Genomic DNA, 19838 nt, shown 5'->3' on the forward strand with positions numbered 1-19838 from the left:
AGGCGCATAACAATCGAGGGGGCAAACAGATGTCGCAACAGGTAACCGTCACCGAGCATATCCTTCTGCATCAGAAGATGGTGCCGGGGGCAACCGGCCAGTTTACGCGACTTTTCAATGAACTCGTCCTGTCGGCGAAGATCATCGGCCGCGCCGTGAACAAGGCCGGTCTCGTTGATATCCTCGGGTTCACGGGCGACATCAACGTCCAGGGCGAAGAGGTCAAGAAGCTTGACGAGTACGCCAACCGCATACTCATCCACAGGCTGGCCCGGTCCGGCGTGCTTTGCGCCATGGCCTCGGAAGAGAACGCGGACATCATCGAGGTGCCCGAGTCTCTGCCGCGTGGTGATTATATCATTATTTTCGATCCCCTGGACGGTTCTTCCAATATCGACGTCAACGTCAATATCGGAACGATCTTTTCCATTTTCAAGCGCAAGAGCGATCCTGACGCTGCGCTGATGTCCAGCGACGTGCTCCAGAAGGGCAGCGAGCAGGTGGCCGCGGGCTACGTGCTCTACGGCTCCTCCACCATGTTGGTCTTCACCTGTGGCGACGGCGTTCACGGCTTCACCCTCGACCCGAGCGTGGGCGAGTTCCTGCTCTCGCATCCGAACATCCGCATTCCGGAGCAGGGCAAGATTTATTCCGTTAACGAGGGGTACGAGCGGTATTGGGATCGCCACACCAAAAAGGCGCTGGCCTATTTCAAGTCGCCCAAGAACGCTTTGCGTAAACCGTACTCCGGCCGGTACATCGGCTCCCTGGTGGCGGATTTCCATCGAAATCTGCTCTATGGCGGTATCTTCATGTATCCCGCCGACCTGCGCGATCCCAAGAAACCCACGGGCAAGCTCCGGCTGACCTGCGAGTGCAACCCCATGGCCTTCCTCGCCGAACAGGCGGGCGGCATGGCCGTGGATGGCGTCAACCGGGTCATGGATATCGAGCCGGATCACCTGCATCAGCGAATTCCCTTCTTCTGCGGCTCGCGCAACGATGTCCAGGTGGTGCAGGAAATCTTCGAATCCGAGTCCCGGAGAAAGAAGAACCGGTAATGCTCATCCTTGGAATCGAGACCTCCTGCGACGAAACCGCCGTGGCCCTGGTCGAGGACGGCTGCCTGCTGGGTCAAAAGCTGGCGACCCAGGTGGATACGCACGCCCTGTTCGGCGGCGTTGTCCCGGAGATAGCCTCACGGGAGCATCTGCGCGTTCTGCCCCGGCTCTATAAGGAGCTCTTGCGCGAGACCGGCGTGGCCGCCGAGAATCTCGACGGCGTGGCCGTTGCGCGAGGCCCGGGACTGCTCGGCAGTCTGTTGGTGGGAGTGAGTTTCGCCAAGGGGCTCAGTTTGGCGTTCGACACGAATTTGATCGGGGTCAACCACCTTTGGGCGCATTTGCTCGCGCCGGGCCTGGAAGGGGGCCTGCGGTTCCCGGCTCTGGGGCTGCTCGTCTCGGGTGGACACACCCACATCTACCTGATCTCGTCTCCGACGGAGTTCGAGCTGTTGGGCCGGACTTTGGACGACGCCGCCGGAGAAGCGTTCGACAAGACGGCGAAAATGTTGAATTTCCCTTATCCCGGCGGCCGCTTTATCGACGACCTTGCGCAGGAAGCAGAGCCTGATACCGAGCTGTTTCCCCGACCGTACATAGACAATCCGACCCTGGATTTCAGCTTCAGCGGTCTCAAGACGGCCGTGGCCAACCATGTGGCTGCTCATCCTGAGCTGGTGTTCGAGACCATGGCCGGTTCCGAGGCCGTTGAAAAGTTGCCTGCGGAGCGGCGTAAAGCCCTGGCGAAAGTCTGCGCCTCGTTCAACTGGAGCGTGGCCGATACCTTGCGTATCAAGGTGGAGCGGGCCCTGAAGAGGGTGGACCATGTTGAGAGCCTGATCGTGGCCGGGGGGGTGGCCGCCAACACCGGTGTGCGCGCGGCCATGGCCGGAGTGGCCGAGGCCAACGGACTTCGGCTGACTCTGCCCGGACTTTCCCTGTGCACGGACAACGGGGCCATGATCGCCTATGCGGGCTGGCAGCTCGCCAAGGCCGGTTTCCGGCACGGGTTGGACCTCGAAGCCATACCCCGGGGGCGTATTGTCCCGCTTGATTGGGAGAGGGTGGCTCCGGCCCCCCGGTAGGGGTGAAAATTCCCGGCACTCCTTGACAGTAGGGTACATGCGGACCTATTTTAAATAAATTGCAAAAACAATTGCGGCATTGCGCCGCACCGGCCCTGCCGGTGGATGGAATACAACGGCCGACGGCCGAGCAAAAAAAGGAGATCTTCATGGCGAATCAGATTACCGACGGTACTTTTGAGCAGGACGTTCTGCAGAGCGACATCCCGGTTCTTATCGATTTCTGGGCGCCTTGGTGCGGACCCTGCCGTGCCATGGGTCCCGTCATCGACGAGCTGGCCGAGGAATTTGAGGGCCAGGTCAAGATCGTCAAGATGAACGTTGACGAGAACTCCGCAACTCCCGGCAAATATGGCATTCGCGCCATCCCGACCTTGATCCTGTTCAAGGGCGGCGAAGTCGTCGACCAGTCTACTGGTGCCGTTTCCAAGAGCAGCATCAAGGAAATGATCACGAAAAAGGCGCTGTAATTTATGGAATCTTATGACGCCGTAGTCATAGGGGGCGGCCCGGCAGGAATGACGGCTGCCCTTTATCTTTTACGGGCCGGAGTGAAGACCGCCATGGTCGAGAAGCTGTCCCCCGGCGGACAGGTTCTGATGACCTCCGAGATCGAGAACTATCCCGGCTTCCCGAAGGGGCTTCAGGGATGGGAGTTGGCGGACAAGTTCGCCAACCATCTTGAAGAGTACGACCTCCATCGCATCAACGACGAGGTCCGTTCCATCAAGGTGGGCTCCCCCTGGCATACCATCGTGACCGCCGAGGGGGAGGTGCGCGCCAAGGCCGTCGTGCTGGCTACCGGTTCCCGGTACCGCAAGCTCAACGTGCCCGGCGAGGAACGGCTGATCGGACGGGGCGTCTCCTATTGTGCTCTTTGCGACGGCAACTTCTTCCGGGATCGGGATGTGGCCGTGATAGGAGGGGGCAACTCCGCTCTTGAGGAGGCCCTGTATCTGGCCCGTCTGGTGAACAAGGTTCACCTCATTCACCGGCGTCAGGATTTCCGTGGCCAGGCCTGCTATCAGGACAAGTGCTTCACGCACGAGAAGATTCAGATCATTCGCAACACTGTTGTGGACGAGATCGTTGGTGAAAGCGACGTGGAAGCCCTGGCTTTGCGAAACGTCGAGAATGGCGAGCTGTCCAGGCTTGAACTCGACGGGGTATTCATCTTCATCGGTTTCGAGCCGATCATCGACTTCGTTCCCGAAGACATCAAAATGGAGCGCAACGGCGTCATCACCGACGTGGAGATGCGCACGAACGTTCCTGGCATCTTCGCCGCCGGCGACATCCGATCCAAGATGTGCCGCCAGGTGGCTTCCGCCGTGGGCGACGGGGCGACCGCCGCTACCGCCGCTTTTTCCTACCTTGAGCAATTGGACTAGGAGTCCCCATGCGTCGAATATTGGCCCCCGTCCTTGTCGTCGTCCTGTTGTCCCTTGCGGGGTGCATCTGGATCGACAGCTATTTCCTGCCTCCGCCCGAGGATACGGCTCAAGAGCTGTACGAAGCGGGCATGGCGGCCATGGATGAGAAGGACTACGGCGACGCCCAGGAGTACTTTTCGAAACTCAAGGACCGTTTCCCGTTCAGTCCATACTCCCTCAAGGGCGAGTTGTCCTTGGGCGACGCCTACTTTCTGGACGAGGAATATACGCTTGCTCTCGAAGCCTACAAGGAATTCGAGGCCCTGCATCCCAGCAATGAGGAAATTCCCTATGTGCTCTACCAGGTCGCCAATGCGAACGTGAGCATGTTCAAGACCATCGACAGGCGGCAGGAGAACATCAAGGAAGCTCTGGAGTATCTCTACCGGCTGGTGGAGACCTATCCCGAGTCCCAGTATGCCGATGCGGCCAAGACGATGATTCTCAAAAGCCGTCGCATTCTGGCCGAACATGAAATCTTCGTGGCCGATTTTTTCTGGCGCACGGAGCAGTTCGGTCCGGCCTGGCACCGCTACCAGTACGTTGTGGAGAATTTTTCGGATATCCCCGATCTTCGCGATTACGCCGTGAAACGGGCCGAATATTCCTACTTCGAATATCAGAAAACTTTGTCCGAGGAAGAGCGCGAGCGCATCCAGGGAAGTTGGAAGCGCTGGCTCAAGAAGTGGCTCTAGGCCGCCGCCAACCCTTCAGCAACTGGCTGCTCCCATGTCTGACCCGGTGTTTTCCCTTTCCGACCTGATTGGCGAGTCCTTGGTTGACGATTCTCTTTTCGCGGAGGCCTACGGGCTTTCCGCGGACGGGGAGCGCGCCCTGATGAAGACCTGCATCGCACGGCTGTACGACTGGTACGGCCCGCGCAAGGACGCGGCCGGACAGGTCTCCATGCGCTGGCGGAGTGGAATGGAGTCGGTCAGGCGGTTCAGCCCCGTGGATTTCGCCCTGGTTCTGTTCGACGGCTCCTTTGTTGCGCCGGCCCGGCTGCTCGCCGCCCTTGTTCCCGCCATCGCCTGCGGGGTCGGGAACGTTCTGGCGGTGCGTCTGGACGGGCAGGGGGATTGGCCTCATCCGCTGCTTACGGCCATGGAATTGGCTGGTCAGGAGTTGGCCGCCGATCTTTCGTCGGAGGATGTGGCCGGGTTGCTCCGCGATCTGGCCGGGACAGGCGCCTCAGGCGTGGTTATTGATCTGGCCGGAAGGCCGGATGTCTGCTCCGATTTGAGCCGACTGGCCGTGTACAGGCCTCTTTTCGACTGTAGCGGCTCGATTTTTCTGGACAGGGAAGAGGATTTCGATCTTGAAGCCCTGTCCTTCGCCCAACCCGACACTGCATTTACGGTATTCGGGGCCGATTCTTCCCTGCCCGAAGGGTTCGCCCGTGGCGGGACGGACTTTGCGGCTTTTCTGGAGAATCTCCGGGATTTGGCCGTGGCGCCCGCGAACAGGATCGGCGACGCCCTCGGCAAGGCCCGGCTGGTGCTGGGCCCGGGGCAGGAAGGGTGCTGGGTCTGGCCTGACCTGCATCCCGAGTTTTTCCTTTTTCATCGCACCGCCTGGACACTCGGAGACTGAACGTGAGCAAGAGCAACGCCCCCTCGGCGAAGGTTCTCGGCAACCTCCGCAATATTGGCATTATCGCGCATATCGACGCCGGAAAGACCACGTTGTCGGAACGGATTCTCTATTATTCCGGAAAAATCCACCGCATCGGCGAAGTCCATGAGGGCACGGCCACCATGGATTACATGCCCGAGGAGCAGGAGCGCGGCATCACCATCACCTCGGCCGTGACTTCCTGCCGATGGGACCCGTGCATGGTAAACATCATAGACACGCCGGGCCATGTGGATTTCACCATTGAGGTGGAACGTTCCCTGCGCGTGCTTGATGGGGCCGTGGGCGTATTTTGCGGTGTCAGCGGCGTGGAGCCCCAGTCCGAGACCGTCTGGCGGCAATCCGAGTCCTACAGCGTGCCCAAGCTCGCCTTCGTCAACAAGATGGATCGTCTGGGCGCGAATTTCGAAGGCGTGCTCGATTCCATGGTCCGCAAGCTGCGGTCCAACCCAGTGGCCATTCAGTACCCTGACGGCGAGGGACAGGAATTTTCCGGTGTGTTCGATCTCGTGACCATGGAGCGGCTGGAGTTCGATCAGTCCACCAACGGGATCGAATACTCGCGGCGTGCCATGACCGAGGAAGAGGCCGATCGCCTTTCGGTCTGGCGGGAGAAGCTCATTGAGGCTGCGGCCGAGGAGGACGAGGAGATTCTCGATCTTTACCTGTCCGGCGAGGATGTGCCCGTGGACAGGATGCACGCGGCCCTGCGCAAAGGCACTTTGTTCAGGCGGTTTGTGCCCGTGCTGGTCGGTTCCGCGCTCAAGAACATCGGCGTTCAGCCCGTGCTGGATGCGATCTGTCGCTATCTCCCCAGTCCGTTCGATGTGCCGCCCGCCATCGGAGTGGATCCGGTCACACACGCGAAGAAGCATTTCGAAGTCGCGCCCAAGGAGCCTTTGTCCGCTCTGGTCTTCAAGGTGGCCATGGATTCCGGACGCAAGCTCGCCATGATGCGCATCTATTCAGGTCGTATCGACGCGGGCGGGACCGTCTACAATGTTACCCAGGACCAGGACGAGCGCGTGGCCAGGCTGTTCCGGCTGCACGCGGGTCGCAAGGAAAAGATCGATTCCGCATTCGCGGGCGATATGGTGGCCGCCGCCGGCATGAAGTTCGCCCGCACGGGCGATACCTTGTGCGACAGGCAGTCGCCGATTATCCTTGAACAGATTGCCAACTATAAGCCGGTCATCTCCCTGGCCATTGAGCCGCGCAACACCGAGGAGGGCGAAAAGCTCGACGAGGTGCTGGAAAAGTATCTTCTGGAAGACCCGACCCTGGACCTCAAGCATGATGAGGACACGGGGCAGATCATTCTGTCCGGCATGGGCGAGCTGCATCTGGAGGTCATTCTGGAGCGGCTCCGCCGCGAATACCGTCTTGAACCGCGCGCGGGCAGGCCGCAGGTCGTCTATCAGGAGACCATCGCGGGCAAGGCTTCGGGCAGGGGCGAATTCAACCGCGAGTTGGGCGAAGTCATGCATTTCGGCGCGGTTGAGCTTTCCGTGGAGCCGCTGGAGCGCGGCAAGGAGCGGACGATCTCTTTCGAGGTGGACACCGAGGCGTGGCCCGCAGCCTGGCTCGAAGCTGTGGAGGACGGCATTGCCGACGCCCTCCAGAGCGGCGTGATCCGGGGATACCCCGTGCAGAACGTTCGCGTGCGGGTTCTCGGCATGGAGCGGCGGGATGGCGAGTCCAGCCCGGTGGGCTATCGCATGGCGTCGGCCATGGCCTTGAAAGAGGCGTTGGCCCAGGCCGATCCCAAGCTCATGGAGCCCATCATGTGGGTGGAGATCGGCGTGCCCGAGGAATTCGTGGGCGACGTGGTCGGCCTGCTCGGTTCCAAGGGAGCAAAGATCGAGAACATGATCGATCGGGCCGGACTCAAGGTAGTGCAGGGGCTCGCCCCGCTCGGCAAGCTGTTCGGTTTTTCCACGGACCTTCGCTCGGCCACTCAGGGAAGGGCCGGGTTCATGATGAAATTTTCACGTTTTGACGTTCTGGAGTAAACCTTGACTCAGAGGAACCTCCGCCGGACGCCCTCCACTGACAAGCCGCCCAGGAAGTCTTTTCGCGAGCGGTGGAACGGCAGCAAGCGCTGGATGCGGTATTGGTACTTGCGTCTCATGCGTCAGAATTCGTCGCCCAAGAATTTGGCCGCTGCCTGCGCGCTCGGCATGTTTATCGGTGCGATGCCCATCATGCCGTTCCAGTCCGTGGTCGTCATCGCCTTGGCTTTTGTCCTGCGGGTCAACAAGCTGGCCGCGTGGCTGGCCACCTGTTATTCGAATGCGGCCACCATGGTCCCGTTTTATTATTTTCTCTTCGAGGTGGGCAAGTTCGTCATGCCGTTCGAGAACGTGTCCTTCGATCCCGCCAAGCTCAAGATGGTCGAGATGATCCATGCGGGTTGGCAACTGTTCGGGGTTATGTTCGCGGGCGGATTGGTCTTCGGCATCCCGGCTACCATCGTTACATATTTCGTCTCCTTGTTCGCCATCCGGCGTTATCGCAAACGCCGGGCAATTCGCGTGCTGCGCAAGCGCGAGGGATAGCCGGGCGCACCCCGTTCATTTCGGTTTGCCAGGAATCGTTACACCGTTTTCCGCCAGGCCCCGTTTCGGGCATGGAGGGTCTTGTTCGGCGCGCGGTTGCGGCGGGCGACTTCCCGTAACGCGGCGACACCTTTCCGCTCTAGAGCCGAATCATCTTTTCGGAAAGAATATAATGGTCTATTCCGTGCTTTCCGGGTGATATACTTTCAGTGCGACGCCAGGGGCCATCCATCCGGCTCATGCCGGTTTCGAATTCGAGTTTGACGCGAGGAGAGTTACGGGATGTCGGGAGACGACCTGAACAGGCAGATATTCAAGGAAGAAGCCTACGATCTCCTGATCGAGCTTGAAGGAGCCCTTCTCGAACTTGAGGAGGCCCCCGAAGACATGGACCTGGTCAATCGGGTTTTCCGGGCGTTGCATACCATCAAAGGGTCCGGCTCCATGTTTGGCTTTGAGGAGATCGCCGCGTTCACCCATGAGGTGGAGACGGTCTTCGACATGGTGCGCAACGGTGGCGTGCAGGTCACGCCTGTTCTGTGCGGCCTGGCCTTGCGCTCCCGGGACCAGATCAGGGCCATGCTCGACGCCGAGGATGACGAGCCCGTGGCCCCGGAGACCATGCGGGATATTCTCGATGGGGTGCGGGCGTTTGTTGAGGGGGATAACGGGGCCGAATCCAGCGGGGAAAGTCCGTCCATTGAGCCTGCGTCCGATTCCGGCGTTTCGGAGAACGAACCTTCGACCGAGGAAGGGTTTTTGTTCGACGCGGGAGCTTCCGAGGCGGTTCATCGTTATGCCGTCACGCTCCGCCCTGTCGGAGCAGAGGTCGACGTCGATGCCGTTGAAGGCTTTTTCGAAGAGTTGGAGCGTCTGGGAACCCTCAAGGTCGAATCCGGCCATCGTGATACCGGCAACGGTTGGGAATTGAGCCTTGAGACCGAAGCGTCCAGGGACGATGTCCTGGATGTCTTTTTCTTTTTGGACGCGAACTTGAAGATCGAGGTCGCCGAGGACGTCGCGGACGCCGTGGGCCCGGAGCCCGACTTGACCGAAGCCGAGCCTTTTTTTTCGGATGAAGATGATTCTGTGCACATTCCCATGCTCGGCGAGATGCTCGTGCAGAGCGGTGATCTGACCTATGCGGACGTGGCCGAGGCGCTGAATACGCAGATGGACGGGCTGGACAAGCCCATTGGCATGATCCTGACCGAGTCGGGCAAGGTAGCCCCGGAAAAGGTCGACATGGCGGTCAAGCGGCAGGGCGAGGCTCGCGACAGAGCGGTAGGGAAGAAGCGCACCGAAGCGCTTGGCAGCATCCGGGTGGCGGCGGAAAAGCTTGATTACCTTGTGGACCTCGTGGGTGAACTGGTCATCGTGCAGGCGCAGATAACCCAGGTCGTCAGCGAACGGCATGACTCCGTCCTGACGCTTCTGGCCGAGGAATTGGAGCGGCTGAGCGACGAGTTGCGCGATTCTACCTTGGGCATCCGCATGTTGCCCATCGGCACATCCTTCAGCAAGTTCCGGCGGCTGGTGCGCGATCTGTCGGCCGATCTGGGCAAGCAGATATCCCTGTCCACCTGTGGTGCGGAAACCGAGCTGGACAAAACGGTCATCGAACGACTCGGCGATCCGCTGGTGCATCTCCTGCGCAATTCCATCGACCACGGCATTGAGCTTCCGGATGAGCGCGTAGCCAAAGGCAAGCCGCCGCAGGGCAACATTACGCTCTCCGCCGAGCATTCCGGCGGCGAGGTGCTGATCCGCATTGTCGATGACGGCAGGGGCATGAGCAGCGAGATGATCCGCGAGAAGGGGATTGAGCGCGGATTGATTTCCAAGGATGCCGAGCTTACCGGGAAGGAACTGCTCAAGCTTATTTTCGAGCCCGGCTTCTCCACGGCCGAGGCCGTGACCAGCGTGTCCGGCCGGGGCGTGGGAATGGACGTTGTGAAACGGGCCATCGACTCCCTGCGCGGAATCATCGACATCGATTCCAAGCCGGACGTGGGCACTACCATCACTATTCGGCTGCCCCTGACTCTGGCCATCATAGACGGCCTCCAGGTTCGGGTGGAGGACGAGTACTACGTTATTCCTCTGTCTCTCGTGGAGGAGTGCGTGGAGCTGTCCCGCAGCGAGGTGGAGGAATCCGGTTCCGGACAGCGCATCCTGTATCTGCGGGGCGAAATCGTTCCGTACATCCATATCCGCGAATGGTTCAATGTGGAGGGCGAGAACCCGCCCATTGAGCAAATAGTCATCACCGGCGTGGAGGGAAGCCGCGTCGGCATCGTGGTGGATACCGTCATCGGCGAGCACCAGACGGTCATCAAGAGTCTCGGCCGCGTGTACAAGGACGTGGAAGGCATTTCCGGCGCGACCATCAAGGGGGATGGTTCCATTGCGCTCATTCTGGATGTGCCAAGCCTGGTTCGCAGGGTCGTCGCCGAATCCCGGTAGTATTTTCGAGAGGTGCACATGAAGAAGATCCGCGTTCTCATCGTCGACGACTCCGCCGTCGTTCGCCAGACTCTTGAGGACATCCTTTCCTCGGACTCTCAGATCGAGGTCATGGGCACGGCCGTGGACCCCTACGCGGCCGCCGAGCGGTTGAAAAAGGAAGTTCCCGACGTCATGACCCTTGATATCGAGATGCCCCGCATGGACGGGTTGACCTTTTTACGCAAGATCATGCAGCAGCGGCCCATTCCGGTGGTCATCTGCTCGTCGGTGGCCGGAGAGGGCACCGCCACCGCCTTGAAGGCATTGGAATACGGGGCTGTGGAGATTATCACCAAGCCCAAGGTCGGCACCAAGAAATTTCTCGAAGAGTCGCGAATCCGGCTCATTGATAAGGTCAAGGCCGCGGCTCTGGCCGGGGCCCGCCGCAGTCGGTCCGTGCCCATGTCAGTTGAGGTCAAGCCGAAACTCAGCGCGGACGCGGTTCTTCCCAAGGGCAGGCCCGCCACCCTGTCGTCCACCGAAAAGATATGCCTCGTGGGCGCTTCCACCGGCGGCACAGAGGCCCTGCGGGTTTTTCTGGAAGCGCAGCCCGTGGGGTGTCCGCCCATCGCCATAGTCCAGCACATGCCCGAGCATTTCACCGCGGCGTTCGCCAATCGGCTGAACTCGCTTTGCCGGATCAACGTCAGGGAGGCCCGTGACGGGGACGCCATGATGCGCGGTCAGGCGCTCATCGCCCCCGGCGACAGGCACATGCTCCTCAAACGGTCGGGCGCTAGGTATTATGTGGAGGTTCGGGAGGGCCCGCTCGTCTCCAGACATCGGCCTTCGGTGGACGTGCTGTTCCGTTCGGGTGCGCGATACGGCGGACCGAACGTCGTGGCCGCCATTATGACCGGCATGGGCGACGACGGGGCCAAGGGCATGAAGGAGCTCAAGGACGCCGGGGCCTACACCATTGCCCAGGACGAAGCGAGCTGCGTGGTTTTCGGTATGCCCCAGGAAGCCATCAAGCAGGGCGGCGTCGACAAGGTGCTGTCCCTGGAAAAGATCGCGCCTGAGATGGTTCGGGCCTGCGGATAAGGCCCGGGAAGGGATTGGTCTCTTGCGCCCCTGTGGGAAGGTTTCCCGCAGGGGCCATTTGCTCTCTAGCTGTGGCGATAGGCGATGACGTCGACAGGCTCGCGGGTGACCATGCCTTCATTGAGCATGGCGTCGAGCTTGTCGAGGAGGGGAGCGAGCCTGTCCGGATGGTCCACGATTTCCACCACCACGGGCAGGTCCTCGGACAGGCGCAGGATGCGGCTGGTGTGGATCAGGCTGTTGGCTCCGAAGCCCATCAGTCCCCGAAAGACCGTGGCTCCGGCCAGACCGAGCTCGCGTGCTTCGCGGACGATGACGTCGGCCAGGGGCTGGCCTTCGAACTTGTCGTCCTCGCCGATGTAGATTCGGATGCGTTCCGCATTTTCAAGTAATTTCATGGAGTCCCCCATGTGTGGATCAGAGCAGGCGGCCCAGGGCTATGCCGGTCAGAACCAGGGCAAGCCCGGCCACTGATTGGCCGACGACGTTGACCATGGCCATGGCCATTTGTCCGGACTTGACCAGCGTGCCGGTCTCGAACATGTAGGTGGAGAAGGTGGTGAACGCGCCCATGAAACCGGTGAGGATCAGAAGCCGGACTTCGCTGCCGGGCAACAGGCGGTTTTCGAAAATTCCCCAGACCGTGCCGAAAAGCAGGCAGCCTGCCAGGTTGACGGCGAAGGTGCCCGCCGGGAATGATCCGCCCGCCAGACGTTGCACCACGCCGGACAAAAAGTAGCGCGACAAGGTGCCGGCGGCTCCGCCCAGAGAAAGATAGAGAATTTTGGTCGGCATTTGGATATCCTTGAGCCGAGCTATACCAACACAACCGGAGAAAGCCAATGCCCCTTGAGTGCGAATTGAAATATCTGGAGGCCGACCTCAACGATCTGGCCGCGAAACTTGCCGCCGCCGGGGCCGAGACTTCGGGCCGGTACTTTGAGTCCAACATCGTCTTCGACCGGCCCGACCGCTCCCTCAAGGCTGCGGGCGTACTGCTGCGTCTGCGAGAAAGGCAGGGCCGGGGGGTGCTCACCGTCAAGCGCTTGCCCGAGAACCCGGAGCCTTCGGCACTCAAGATTTTCGAGGAGATCCAGACCGGGGTGGATGATCCAGGGGCCATGAGTGAGGCCCTTGCGGCCGTGGGCTTTGTCCCGGCTTTCCGCTACGAGAAGGTTAGGGAGAAGTGGCGGCACATGGGGTGCGTCGTGTGTCTGGACCACCTGCCTTTCGGCGATTTCGTGGAGATAGAGGGAGAAGAGGCCAAGGTCCTCGCATGCGCCGCCGACCTTGGCCTGGATTCCGCCTGCACTACCAAGGCCACCTACCACGGCCTGAATCTCGAATACAGGTTGGCCAAGGGGCTTGAACCAGACGAGAATTTCGTCTTCGAGCCCGGCAGACGGGCATCTTTGGTGGATCAAATCGAGAATCTTTGACCCTCTTCCCTCGACAGTGAGCTAAAACGAATTTATATTGTGAGTCAGGAAATACAAAGGATTGGTGGAGCAGAAACACTATGAGCGACCCTTTTACCGGGGACCGGTTCGATTCGGAGCTTCTTGGTCAACACCAAGTCAAGGAGCCGAAAAAGTACAAGGTCCTGCTGCATAACGACGATTACACGACCATGGATTTCGTGGTCGAGATACTGGTGCGCGTCTTTCGCCGGACAGAGGCGCAGGCGACGGCCATCATGCTTTCCGTGCACAACCAGGGGTACGGAATATGCGGCGTCTACACCGCCGAAGTGGCCGAAACCAAGGTGGACCTGGTGCACCGTCTGGCCAAAAGCGCGGGTTTCCCGCTCAAGTGCAGCATGGAAGGTGAATAGAATATGACGATGCTGAGCAAGGAACTGGAAAGTGCGTTGACCTCCGCCGTCAACGAAGTGAAGCGAAGGAACCACGAGTTCCTGACGCTCGAACATCTGCTGTACGCCATCTCCATTGAGGAGCAGGGCGAGGAAATCCTCGAAGCCTGCGGCGCGGAGATGGATCGGCTCAGGGATCAGCTTGGACGGTTCTTCGTCGAGAATATGGAAACCCTGCCCGAAGGCACCGAGTCCGAGGTCATTCAGACCCTGGGCGTGCGCCGCGTGCTGCAGCGCGCCGTGTGGCAGAAAAAGGCTTCGGGCAAGAACACCGTCGAGGTGGGCGATGTCCTGGCCGCCATGTTTGACGAGGAGGACTCCTACGCGGTCTATTTTCTGCGTACCCACGACGTGTCCAGGCTCGATATTTTGGAGTTTATCTCCCACGGCATGTCCATGCACGACGACTGGAGCGACATGGGCGACGAGCCGCTGTCCAAGCCCGACGGTCTGGATGGCCGTCCGGGAGAGAAGAAAAGTCCGCTCAAGGAATTCACGGTCAACCTGACCGACCGGGCCGCCCAGGGGCTCATTGATCCGCTCATCGGCCGCAGCGCAGAATTGGAGCGGACCATCCAGGTCCTTTCCCGTCGCCGCAAGAACAATCCCATTTTCGTGGGCGATCCGGGCGTGGGCAAGACCGCCATGGCCGAAGGGCTGGCCCTGATGATCGTGGAGGGCCGGGTTCCCAAGGAATTCATCAACGCCGAAGTCTATAGCCTGGACATGGGGTCGCTTTTGGCGGGCACCAAGTACCGGGGCGACTTCGAGGCGCGGCTCAAGGGCGTTCTTGGCGAGCTGAAGCAGAACCGCGACGCCATCCTGTTCGTGGACGAAATTCATACCATCGTGGGCGCGGGGTCGGTCTCCGGCGGCTCCATGGACGCTTCCAACATCCTCAAGCCTCTGTTGCAGTCCGGCGAAATCCGTTGCATCGGCTCGACCACCTTTGAGGAATACAAGAACCATTTCGAGAAGGACCGCGCCTTGTCGCGCCGGTTCCAGAAGATTGAGATAAGCGAGCCCACCGTGGAGGAGACCATCGCCATCCTCAAGGGATTGCAGTCCCACTACGAGGAGTTTCACGGCGTCAACTATACCCACTTCGCCCTCAAGGCGGCGGCCGAGCTGTCCGAACGGCACATTACGGATCGCTATCTGCCGGACAAGGCTATTGACGTCATGGATGAAGTCGGTGCGCTGTACAAGCTCTCCGGCCGTCCCCGCAAGGGCGACCGCATCAAGGTGTCGGACGTGGAGAAGGTCGTGGCCCGCATGGCCCGTATCCCCGCACGGCGGCTGACCATGTCAGACCGCGAGCGGCTGAAGAGTCTGGAGAGCGATCTCAAGTCCGTGGTTTTCGGCCAGGACGAGGCCGTGGCGGCCTTGGCCAAGTCCATCAAGCGTTCCCGCGCGGGTATGCGCCAGATTGGCCGCCCGGTGGGCAGTTTCCTGCTGACCGGCCCGACCGGCGTGGGCAAGACCGAGCTGGCCCGTCAACTGGCCCAGGTGCTCGGCATCGGGTTCCTGCGTTTCGACATGTCCGAGTACATGGAAAAACATGCCGTGGCGCGGCTCATCGGCGCGCCTCCGGGCTATGTCGGGTTCGACCAGGGCGGGCTGCTGACCGAAGGCGTGCGCAAGAAGCCGCACTGCGTGGTCCTGTTCGACGAGATCGAGAAGGCTCACCCCGACGTTTTCAATATCCTGCTCCAGGTCATGGACTACGCCACCCTGACCGACAACAATGGGCGCAAGGCGGACTTCCGCCATGTCATCCTGCTGATGACCTCGAACGCGGGCGCGCGTGAAATGTCCAAGGGCGCCATCGGGTTCAAGCGCGACGAGAACGCCGATCGCCAAGGCGAGGCCATGAAGGCGCTGGAACGGCTCTTCAGCCCCGAGTTCCGCAACCGTCTGGACTCCATCGTGACCTTCCGGTCACTGGAACAGCCGGTCATGGAGCAGATCGTGAACAAGTTCATCAAGGAGCTCAACGACCAGTTGCAGGATCGCCGCGTAGTGATAGCCCTGACCGACGCGGCCCGGGCGCGGCTGGCCGAACTCGGCCACGACGCCACCATGGGCGCGCGTCCCATGGGTCGGGTCATCCAGACCGAGATCAAGGACGTTATCGCGGACGAGCTGCTCTTCGGCGCGCTGACCAAGGGCGGCGTTGTCTCCGTGGATGTAGTTGGAAAGGGTAAGAAATCGAAGAAGCTGCCACTTGTCGGCGAGTCCGGGGAGTTTATGTTCTCCTTCGACGCCGCTGGTGCGAAACGATAGAGCAAATATCGGGGGCGGCTTCCGCCGCCCCCCTTTATTCCCGTCATGACCATCTACCGCCTGTTTGACGAACCCGTCTTCCCCGACCCTGAAGAGGCCGAGCCGGACGGTTTGCTCGCCGTGGGCGGCGATCTCTCTCCTGAACGGCTGCTCACGGCCTATGCAAATGGCATATTCCCTTGGTATTGTGAGGAATCACCTATACTTTGGTGGTCAACCAACCCCCGGCTTGCGCTTATCCCCGAAGAACTCCACGTGCCGCGCAGTCTGCGTCGGACGATCAACAGGGAAACCTTCACTTTCACACTGGATACGCATTTCGAAACGGTCATTCGGCGGTGCGCCTGTTGCCCCAGGCCGGGGCAGGAAGGCACCTGGATCGTGGACGAGATGATCGAGGCGTACAGCCTTCTGCATCGCCTGGGTTACGCCCACAGCGTGGAGGCGTGGCAGGGGGATGCGCTGGTGGGCGGACTGTATGGGGTGTCCCTCGGGTCGGTGTTCTTCGGCGAATCCATGTTCTACAGCGTGCCGGACGCCTCCAAGGCGGCCTTTGCCGTGTTCGTGGAGCAGTTGCGGAAGTGGCGGTTCACCCTCATCGATTGCCAACAGACCACCAAGCATCTCCTGCGTTTCGGCGCGCGGGAGTTGCAACGGTTCCGTTTCCTCGCCAAGCTCCGCGAGGGTATGGATGCGCCCACCCGCGAAGGGGTGTGGCGTTTCGACGACCGGGAGTGATCTCCGGTTAGTCCTCGTCTTCCGCCAGGGGTGGGTGCTGGCTCAGATCGAAGTATCCCTTGAGAGGGAACGCCAAGGGATAACTCGGGATTTTCTCGAATTCGATGAACCCGGCGTCCTTGCCCGGCTGGACCTCGGTGAATCCGGCCAACCCTGCCGGAACCGGGAAGGCCAGGGGGTTGGATCTGATGGCCGTAAGCCTTGTGGAATATTGTTCTTTCAGGTAATTAACGATGAGATCGCGTTCATCCGTTGTAAAGGATTCGAGGATGACCCTTCGGCTTTCCGGGACGCAGTCTTCCGTGGCTGGATTATGTTCGACCAGTCCGGTGAAGTCCGTCTCCGATTCCTCCTCGGGGTTCCAGCGGGCGCGAAAAAGATGCACTTCCACGTCGCGCCTCCCCTTGAAGCTCCTGATGACCATGGACAGGGAGTAGGCCCGCTCGCAGGGCGGGGGAGAGGCGGGAGTGTTGATGGTGATATCCATAGCTCTGACTCCGGAACGGGGTTGCAGGGTTTTTCTTGATTCTTACGTGTTTTGACGGGCTAGCTCAAGCCCGGGTGTAGAAGAATGCCGGATTTCAAACTCGTCAGCGAATATACTCTCAAGGGCGATCAGCCCCAGGCCGTTGCCGAACTCGTCGCGGGCCTGGGGGCGGGCGTCAGGGATCAGGTCCTGCTCGGCGCCACGGGCACGGGCAAAACCTTCACCATGGCCAATGTGGTGGCCGAGCTTAACCGTCCGGCTCTGGTTCTGGCTCCCAACAAGACCTTGGCGGCGCAGCTCTACACCGAGTTCCGGGCTCTTTTCCCGGACAATGCTGTCGAATATTTCGTCAGTTATTACGATTACTACCAGCCTGAAGCCTACCTGCCGCACTCGGACGTCTACATCGAGAAGGATTCGTCCATCAACGACGATATCGACAAGCTGCGTCATGCGGCCACCCATGCGCTCCTGACCCGCAAGGATGTGCTCATCGTGGCCTCGGTCTCCTGCATTTATGGATTGGGCTCGCCTGATTTCTACGCCAAGATGGTCATTCCCGTGGAGGAGGGCCAGACCATGGCCATGGAGTCCCTGCTCGAACGATTGGTGGAAATTCACTACGAGCGCAACGACTACGATTTCCATCGCGGCACCTTCCGGGTGCGGGGCGACGTGGTCGAGATCATCCCCGCCTACAGCCGGGAAAAGGCGTTGCGCATCGAATTTTTCGGCGATGAGATTGATTCCATCTCCGAGACCGATCCGCTCACGGGCGAGGTCAAGGACCGGCTGCGGAAGACCGTCATCTACCCCGGCTCCCACTTCGTTTCGGACCGCGACAACCTGGACCGGGCCGTGGCCGATATCCGCGACGAGTTGCAGTCCCGCCTGTCTTTTCTCCAGAGGAACAGTAAGTTGGTGGAGGCCCAGCGTCTGGAACAGCGGACCATGTACGACCTGGAGACCATTGAGGAACTGGGCTACTGCAACGGCATCGAGAACTATTCGCGCCACCTGGACGGCCGCGTCGAGGGGCAGCCTCCCGCGACCCTGCTCGACTATTTCCCGGACGATTTTATCCTGTTCGTGGACGAGTCTCATATCGCCCTGCCGCAGGTGGGGGGCATGTATCGCGGCGACCGCTCGCGCAAAACCACGCTCGTGGATTTCGGTTTCCGTCTGCCGTCCGCGCTCGACAACCGGCCTTTGAATTACGAGGAGTTTCAGGAGCGCATTCATCAGGCCGTGTACGTTTCGGCCACGCCCGGCCCGCTTGAGCTCGACTTGGCTCAGGGCGTTGTGGTGGAGCAGATCATCCGACCAACGGGGCTGCTCGATCCGCAGTTGGAGGTCAGGAAGACGCAGGGACAGATTGACGATTTGCTGGCGGAGTGCAAAAAAAGGCAGACGAAGGACGAGCGTGTCCTGGTGACCACGCTGACCAAGCGCATGGCCGAGGACCTGAACGATTATCTGAATCAGATGGGCGTTCAGTCCCGGTACCTGCATTCGGATATCGACACGCTGGAACGCATGGCCATCATTCAGGCGCTTCGGGCCGGTGAGTTTTTCGTCCTGGTGGGCATCAACCTTCTGCGCGAGGGGCTGGACATCCCCGAGGTGTCCCTGGTGGCCATTCTGGATGGTGACAAGGAAGGGTTCCTGCGCTCCACGCGTTCGCTCATCCAGACTTTCGGGCGGGCCGCCCGGAACTCGGAGGGGCGGGTTATCCTGTACGCGGACAAGGTCACCGATTCCATGGCCGAGGCCATGGGCGAGACCGAGCGCAGGCGGGCCAGGCAGGAGGAGTACAACCTGGAGCACGGCATCACGCCGACCACCATCCGCAAGAAGGTGGAGAACCTCTTCGGTGAACTTTCAGGCGGCGGCGACCGGAGCGGGGCCGTGGCCATGGCCGCCGAGGACGGCGTGTACTACGGGGCGGACCAGAAGACCCTGAACAAGACGGTCAAGCGGCTGGAGCGGGAAATGCGCGAGGCCGCCAAGGAACTGGAGTTCGAGCGGGCGGCGGAGCTTAGGGACCGCATCGCCCGACTTCGCGAGCGCATGTTGGAATTGGGGTAAGGGATGAAAGGCAATTTTCATCGACGGATGTTGCGTCTGCGCGCCCGGCTGGGCTCCTTCTGGAGCATTCTGCTCGGCGTGGTTTATCTCTGCATGATTTTCATGCTCGGCATCGGTTTCTATATGATTTACGAGCATTGGGACCTGGCCAGCTCATTCTACATGGTGGTCATCACTCTCTCCACCGTGGGGTTCATGGAGGTCAACCAGCTTTCTCCGGAAGGGCGCGTATTTACGGCTTTCCTGATTATGCTCGGCGTGGGCGGTTTCGTGTATATCGCGGGCGCGTTCGCCCAAGTGCTCATAGACGGGCGATTGCAAATACTGTGGGGTAAGCACAGAATGATGAAGATGATCAGCAAGTTGAGAAACCATTTCATCGTTTGCGGCCACGGCCGCATCGGCAGCATCGTGGTCCAGGAGATCATGGCCGACGGCCACGACGTGGTGGTCATCGAGAACGACCCGGCCCTCATCGACAAGATGGAACAGGACGGCATCCTGTGCATCGAAGGCGACGCTACCAGCGACGCGGTGCTTCTGAGCGCAGGGCTGCCCTATGCCAAGTCTCTCATTTCGGCCGTGACCAGCGAGGCGGCCAACGTCTACGTCACCCTGACGGCGCGGCAGCTCAACCCATCCATAATCATTGTGGCCCGGGCAGGGGACAAGTCACACATCTCCCGGCTGGAACTGGCGGGGGCGGACCGCGTGGTCATGCCGCATTTTATCGGCGGATTGCGTATGGCTCAGAACGTCCTGCGGCCCACCGTGACCAACTTCATCGAGCTGGCCGTACGCGGCGGCATTGATCTCCAGATGGAGGAACTGCCCGTATCGCCTGATTCCGAATTGGTTGGGAAGGACCTGATCGACTCCAAGATCCGGGCCAATTTCAATCTCATCATCATCGCCATCAAGAAGGAATCCGGGGAGATGGTCTTCAACCCCGGCCCCAAGGAGGTCATCAGGGCGAACGATACCCTGCTGGCCGTGGGCAAGAAGACCAACCTGGCTGAACTTCTAGAAATTTTGTAATAAT

The 19838-nt window shown here is 60.4% G+C and carries 19 protein-coding genes; 16 read left to right on the forward strand and 3 right to left on the reverse strand.

Annotated elements, in window-relative coordinates; genetic code table 11:
* Positions 1–29 precede the first annotated feature (29 nt).
* The 10 genes from fbp to LF599_RS07980 all read left to right on the forward strand — a co-directional run bounded on the left by fbp (position 30) and on the right by LF599_RS07980 (position 11324).
* Positions 30–1061: a class 1 fructose-bisphosphatase gene (gene fbp / locus LF599_RS07935; RefSeq protein ID WP_279522915.1), complete on the forward strand. Its 1032-nt coding sequence runs from the start codon at positions 30–32 to the stop codon at positions 1059–1061.
* Positions 1061–2146 (forward strand): tRNA (adenosine(37)-N6)-threonylcarbamoyltransferase complex transferase subunit TsaD, encoded by a 1086-nt coding sequence (gene tsaD / locus LF599_RS07940; protein WP_279522916.1) that lies wholly within the window; start codon positions 1061–1063, stop codon positions 2144–2146. The genes fbp and tsaD overlap by 1 nt, the downstream gene beginning before the upstream one ends.
* 149 nt (positions 2147–2295) lie before the next feature.
* Positions 2296–2616: a thioredoxin gene (gene trxA / locus LF599_RS07945; RefSeq protein ID WP_269943162.1), complete on the forward strand. Its 321-nt coding sequence runs from the start codon at positions 2296–2298 to the stop codon at positions 2614–2616.
* A gap of 3 nt (positions 2617–2619) precedes the next feature.
* Positions 2620–3537: a thioredoxin-disulfide reductase gene (gene trxB, locus LF599_RS07950; protein ID WP_279522917.1), complete on the forward strand. Its 918-nt coding sequence runs from the start codon at positions 2620–2622 to the stop codon at positions 3535–3537.
* 8 nt (positions 3538–3545) lie between these two features.
* Positions 3546–4274 carry an outer membrane protein assembly factor BamD gene (locus LF599_RS07955; protein WP_279522918.1) on the forward strand — a complete coding sequence of 243 codons (729 nt, stop codon included), beginning with the start codon at positions 3546–3548 and terminating at the stop codon, positions 4272–4274.
* 34 nt (positions 4275–4308) lie between these two features.
* Positions 4309–5172, forward strand: coding sequence for a hypothetical protein (locus LF599_RS07960; protein WP_279522919.1), 864 nt, complete (start codon positions 4309–4311; stop codon positions 5170–5172).
* A gap of 2 nt (positions 5173–5174) precedes the next feature.
* On the forward strand, positions 5175–7226 hold the full coding sequence (gene fusA, locus LF599_RS07965; RefSeq protein ID WP_279522920.1) for an elongation factor G: 2052 nt from the start codon (positions 5175–5177) through the stop codon (positions 7224–7226).
* Between the two features lie 3 nt (positions 7227–7229).
* Positions 7230–7772: a DUF2062 domain-containing protein gene (locus tag LF599_RS07970; protein ID WP_269943164.1), complete on the forward strand. Its 543-nt coding sequence runs from the start codon at positions 7230–7232 to the stop codon at positions 7770–7772.
* A gap of 282 nt (positions 7773–8054) precedes the next feature.
* Positions 8055–10238 carry a chemotaxis protein CheA gene (locus LF599_RS07975; RefSeq protein WP_279522921.1) on the forward strand — a complete coding sequence of 728 codons (2184 nt, stop codon included), beginning with the start codon at positions 8055–8057 and terminating at the stop codon, positions 10236–10238.
* A gap of 18 nt (positions 10239–10256) precedes the next feature.
* Entirely contained in the window at positions 10257–11324 is a 1068-nt protein-coding gene (locus tag LF599_RS07980) for a protein-glutamate methylesterase/protein-glutamine glutaminase (protein ID WP_279522922.1), read from the forward strand.
* Positions 11325–11389: 65 nt separating this feature from the next.
* Here the strand turns inward: LF599_RS07980 and LF599_RS07985 are convergent, their stop codons facing one another.
* Positions 11390–11722: a DUF190 domain-containing protein gene (locus tag LF599_RS07985; protein WP_279522923.1), complete on the reverse strand. Its 333-nt coding sequence runs from the start codon at positions 11720–11722 to the stop codon at positions 11390–11392.
* A gap of 19 nt (positions 11723–11741) precedes the next feature.
* Entirely contained in the window at positions 11742–12119 is a 378-nt protein-coding gene (gene crcB / locus LF599_RS07990; RefSeq protein ID WP_279522924.1) for a fluoride efflux transporter CrcB, read from the reverse strand.
* A 47-nt stretch (positions 12120–12166) separates the two neighbouring features.
* On the opposite strand from crcB, the gene LF599_RS07995 reads away from it, so the two are divergent.
* From LF599_RS07995 to aat, 4 genes are all read left to right on the forward strand, one after another.
* Positions 12167–12763: a class IV adenylate cyclase gene (locus LF599_RS07995; protein ID WP_279522925.1), complete on the forward strand. Its 597-nt coding sequence runs from the start codon at positions 12167–12169 to the stop codon at positions 12761–12763.
* Positions 12764–12843: 80 nt separating this feature from the next.
* Positions 12844–13158 carry an ATP-dependent Clp protease adapter ClpS gene (gene clpS / locus LF599_RS08000; protein ID WP_279522926.1) on the forward strand — a complete coding sequence of 105 codons (315 nt, stop codon included), beginning with the start codon at positions 12844–12846 and terminating at the stop codon, positions 13156–13158.
* Positions 13159–13167: 9 nt separating this feature from the next.
* Positions 13168–15483: an ATP-dependent Clp protease ATP-binding subunit ClpA gene (gene clpA / locus LF599_RS08005; RefSeq protein ID WP_279523088.1), complete on the forward strand. Its 2316-nt coding sequence runs from the start codon at positions 13168–13170 to the stop codon at positions 15481–15483.
* A 45-nt stretch (positions 15484–15528) separates the two neighbouring features.
* Positions 15529–16221, forward strand: coding sequence for a leucyl/phenylalanyl-tRNA--protein transferase (aat, locus tag LF599_RS08010; RefSeq protein WP_279522927.1), 693 nt, complete (start codon positions 15529–15531; stop codon positions 16219–16221).
* 7 nt (positions 16222–16228) lie between these two features.
* Here the strand turns inward: aat and LF599_RS08015 are convergent, their stop codons facing one another.
* Positions 16229–16708 carry a hypothetical protein gene (locus tag LF599_RS08015; RefSeq protein WP_279522928.1) on the reverse strand — a complete coding sequence of 160 codons (480 nt, stop codon included), beginning with the start codon at positions 16706–16708 and terminating at the stop codon, positions 16229–16231.
* An 84-nt stretch (positions 16709–16792) separates the two neighbouring features.
* Between LF599_RS08015 and uvrB the strand changes: the two genes are divergently transcribed.
* Positions 16793–18796, forward strand: a complete 2004-nt coding sequence (gene uvrB / locus LF599_RS08020) for an excinuclease ABC subunit UvrB (RefSeq protein WP_279522929.1) — start codon at positions 16793–16795, stop codon at positions 18794–18796.
* A gap of 3 nt (positions 18797–18799) precedes the next feature.
* The gene (locus tag LF599_RS08025; protein ID WP_279522930.1) at positions 18800–19834 is read left to right on the forward strand and encodes a potassium channel family protein; all 1035 of its coding nucleotides are present in this window, start codon (positions 18800–18802) and stop codon (positions 19832–19834) included.
* Positions 19835–19838: the final 4 nt, after the last annotated feature.

It is taken from the genome of Pseudodesulfovibrio thermohalotolerans, assembly GCF_021353295.2.
In the GTDB taxonomy this organism is placed as follows: Bacteria; Desulfobacterota; Desulfovibrionia; order Desulfovibrionales; family Desulfovibrionaceae; genus Pseudodesulfovibrio; species Pseudodesulfovibrio thermohalotolerans.

Bases quoted from the DNA above. Each gene is read 5' to 3' on its own strand.
- fbp (WP_279522915.1), top strand. From the start codon at position 30: ATGTCGCAACAGGTAACCGTCACCGAGCATATCCTTCTGCATCAGAAG.
- tsaD (WP_279522916.1), top strand. From the start codon at position 1,061: ATGCTCATCCTTGGAATCGAGACCTCCTGCGACGAAACCGCCGTGGCC.
- trxA (WP_269943162.1), top strand. From the start codon at position 2,296: ATGGCGAATCAGATTACCGACGGTACTTTTGAGCAGGACGTTCTGCAG.
- trxB (WP_279522917.1), top strand. From the start codon at position 2,620: ATGGAATCTTATGACGCCGTAGTCATAGGGGGCGGCCCGGCAGGAATG.
- LF599_RS07955 (WP_279522918.1), top strand. From the start codon at position 3,546: ATGCGTCGAATATTGGCCCCCGTCCTTGTCGTCGTCCTGTTGTCCCTT.
- LF599_RS07960 (WP_279522919.1), top strand. From the start codon at position 4,309: ATGTCTGACCCGGTGTTTTCCCTTTCCGACCTGATTGGCGAGTCCTTG.
- LF599_RS07975 (WP_279522921.1), top strand. From the start codon at position 8,055: ATGTCGGGAGACGACCTGAACAGGCAGATATTCAAGGAAGAAGCCTAC.
- LF599_RS07980 (WP_279522922.1), top strand. From the start codon at position 10,257: ATGAAGAAGATCCGCGTTCTCATCGTCGACGACTCCGCCGTCGTTCGC.
- LF599_RS07985 (WP_279522923.1), bottom strand. From the start codon at position 11,722: ATGAAATTACTTGAAAATGCGGAACGCATCCGAATCTACATCGGCGAG.
- crcB (WP_279522924.1), bottom strand. From the start codon at position 12,119: ATGCCGACCAAAATTCTCTATCTTTCTCTGGGCGGAGCCGCCGGCACC.
- LF599_RS07995 (WP_279522925.1), top strand. From the start codon at position 12,167: ATGCCCCTTGAGTGCGAATTGAAATATCTGGAGGCCGACCTCAACGAT.
- clpS (WP_279522926.1), top strand. From the start codon at position 12,844: ATGAGCGACCCTTTTACCGGGGACCGGTTCGATTCGGAGCTTCTTGGT.
- clpA (WP_279523088.1), top strand. From the start codon at position 13,168: ATGCTGAGCAAGGAACTGGAAAGTGCGTTGACCTCCGCCGTCAACGAA.
- aat (WP_279522927.1), top strand. From the start codon at position 15,529: ATGACCATCTACCGCCTGTTTGACGAACCCGTCTTCCCCGACCCTGAA.
- LF599_RS08015 (WP_279522928.1), bottom strand. From the start codon at position 16,708: ATGGATATCACCATCAACACTCCCGCCTCTCCCCCGCCCTGCGAGCGG.
- uvrB (WP_279522929.1), top strand. From the start codon at position 16,793: ATGCCGGATTTCAAACTCGTCAGCGAATATACTCTCAAGGGCGATCAG.
- LF599_RS08025 (WP_279522930.1), top strand. From the start codon at position 18,800: ATGAAAGGCAATTTTCATCGACGGATGTTGCGTCTGCGCGCCCGGCTG.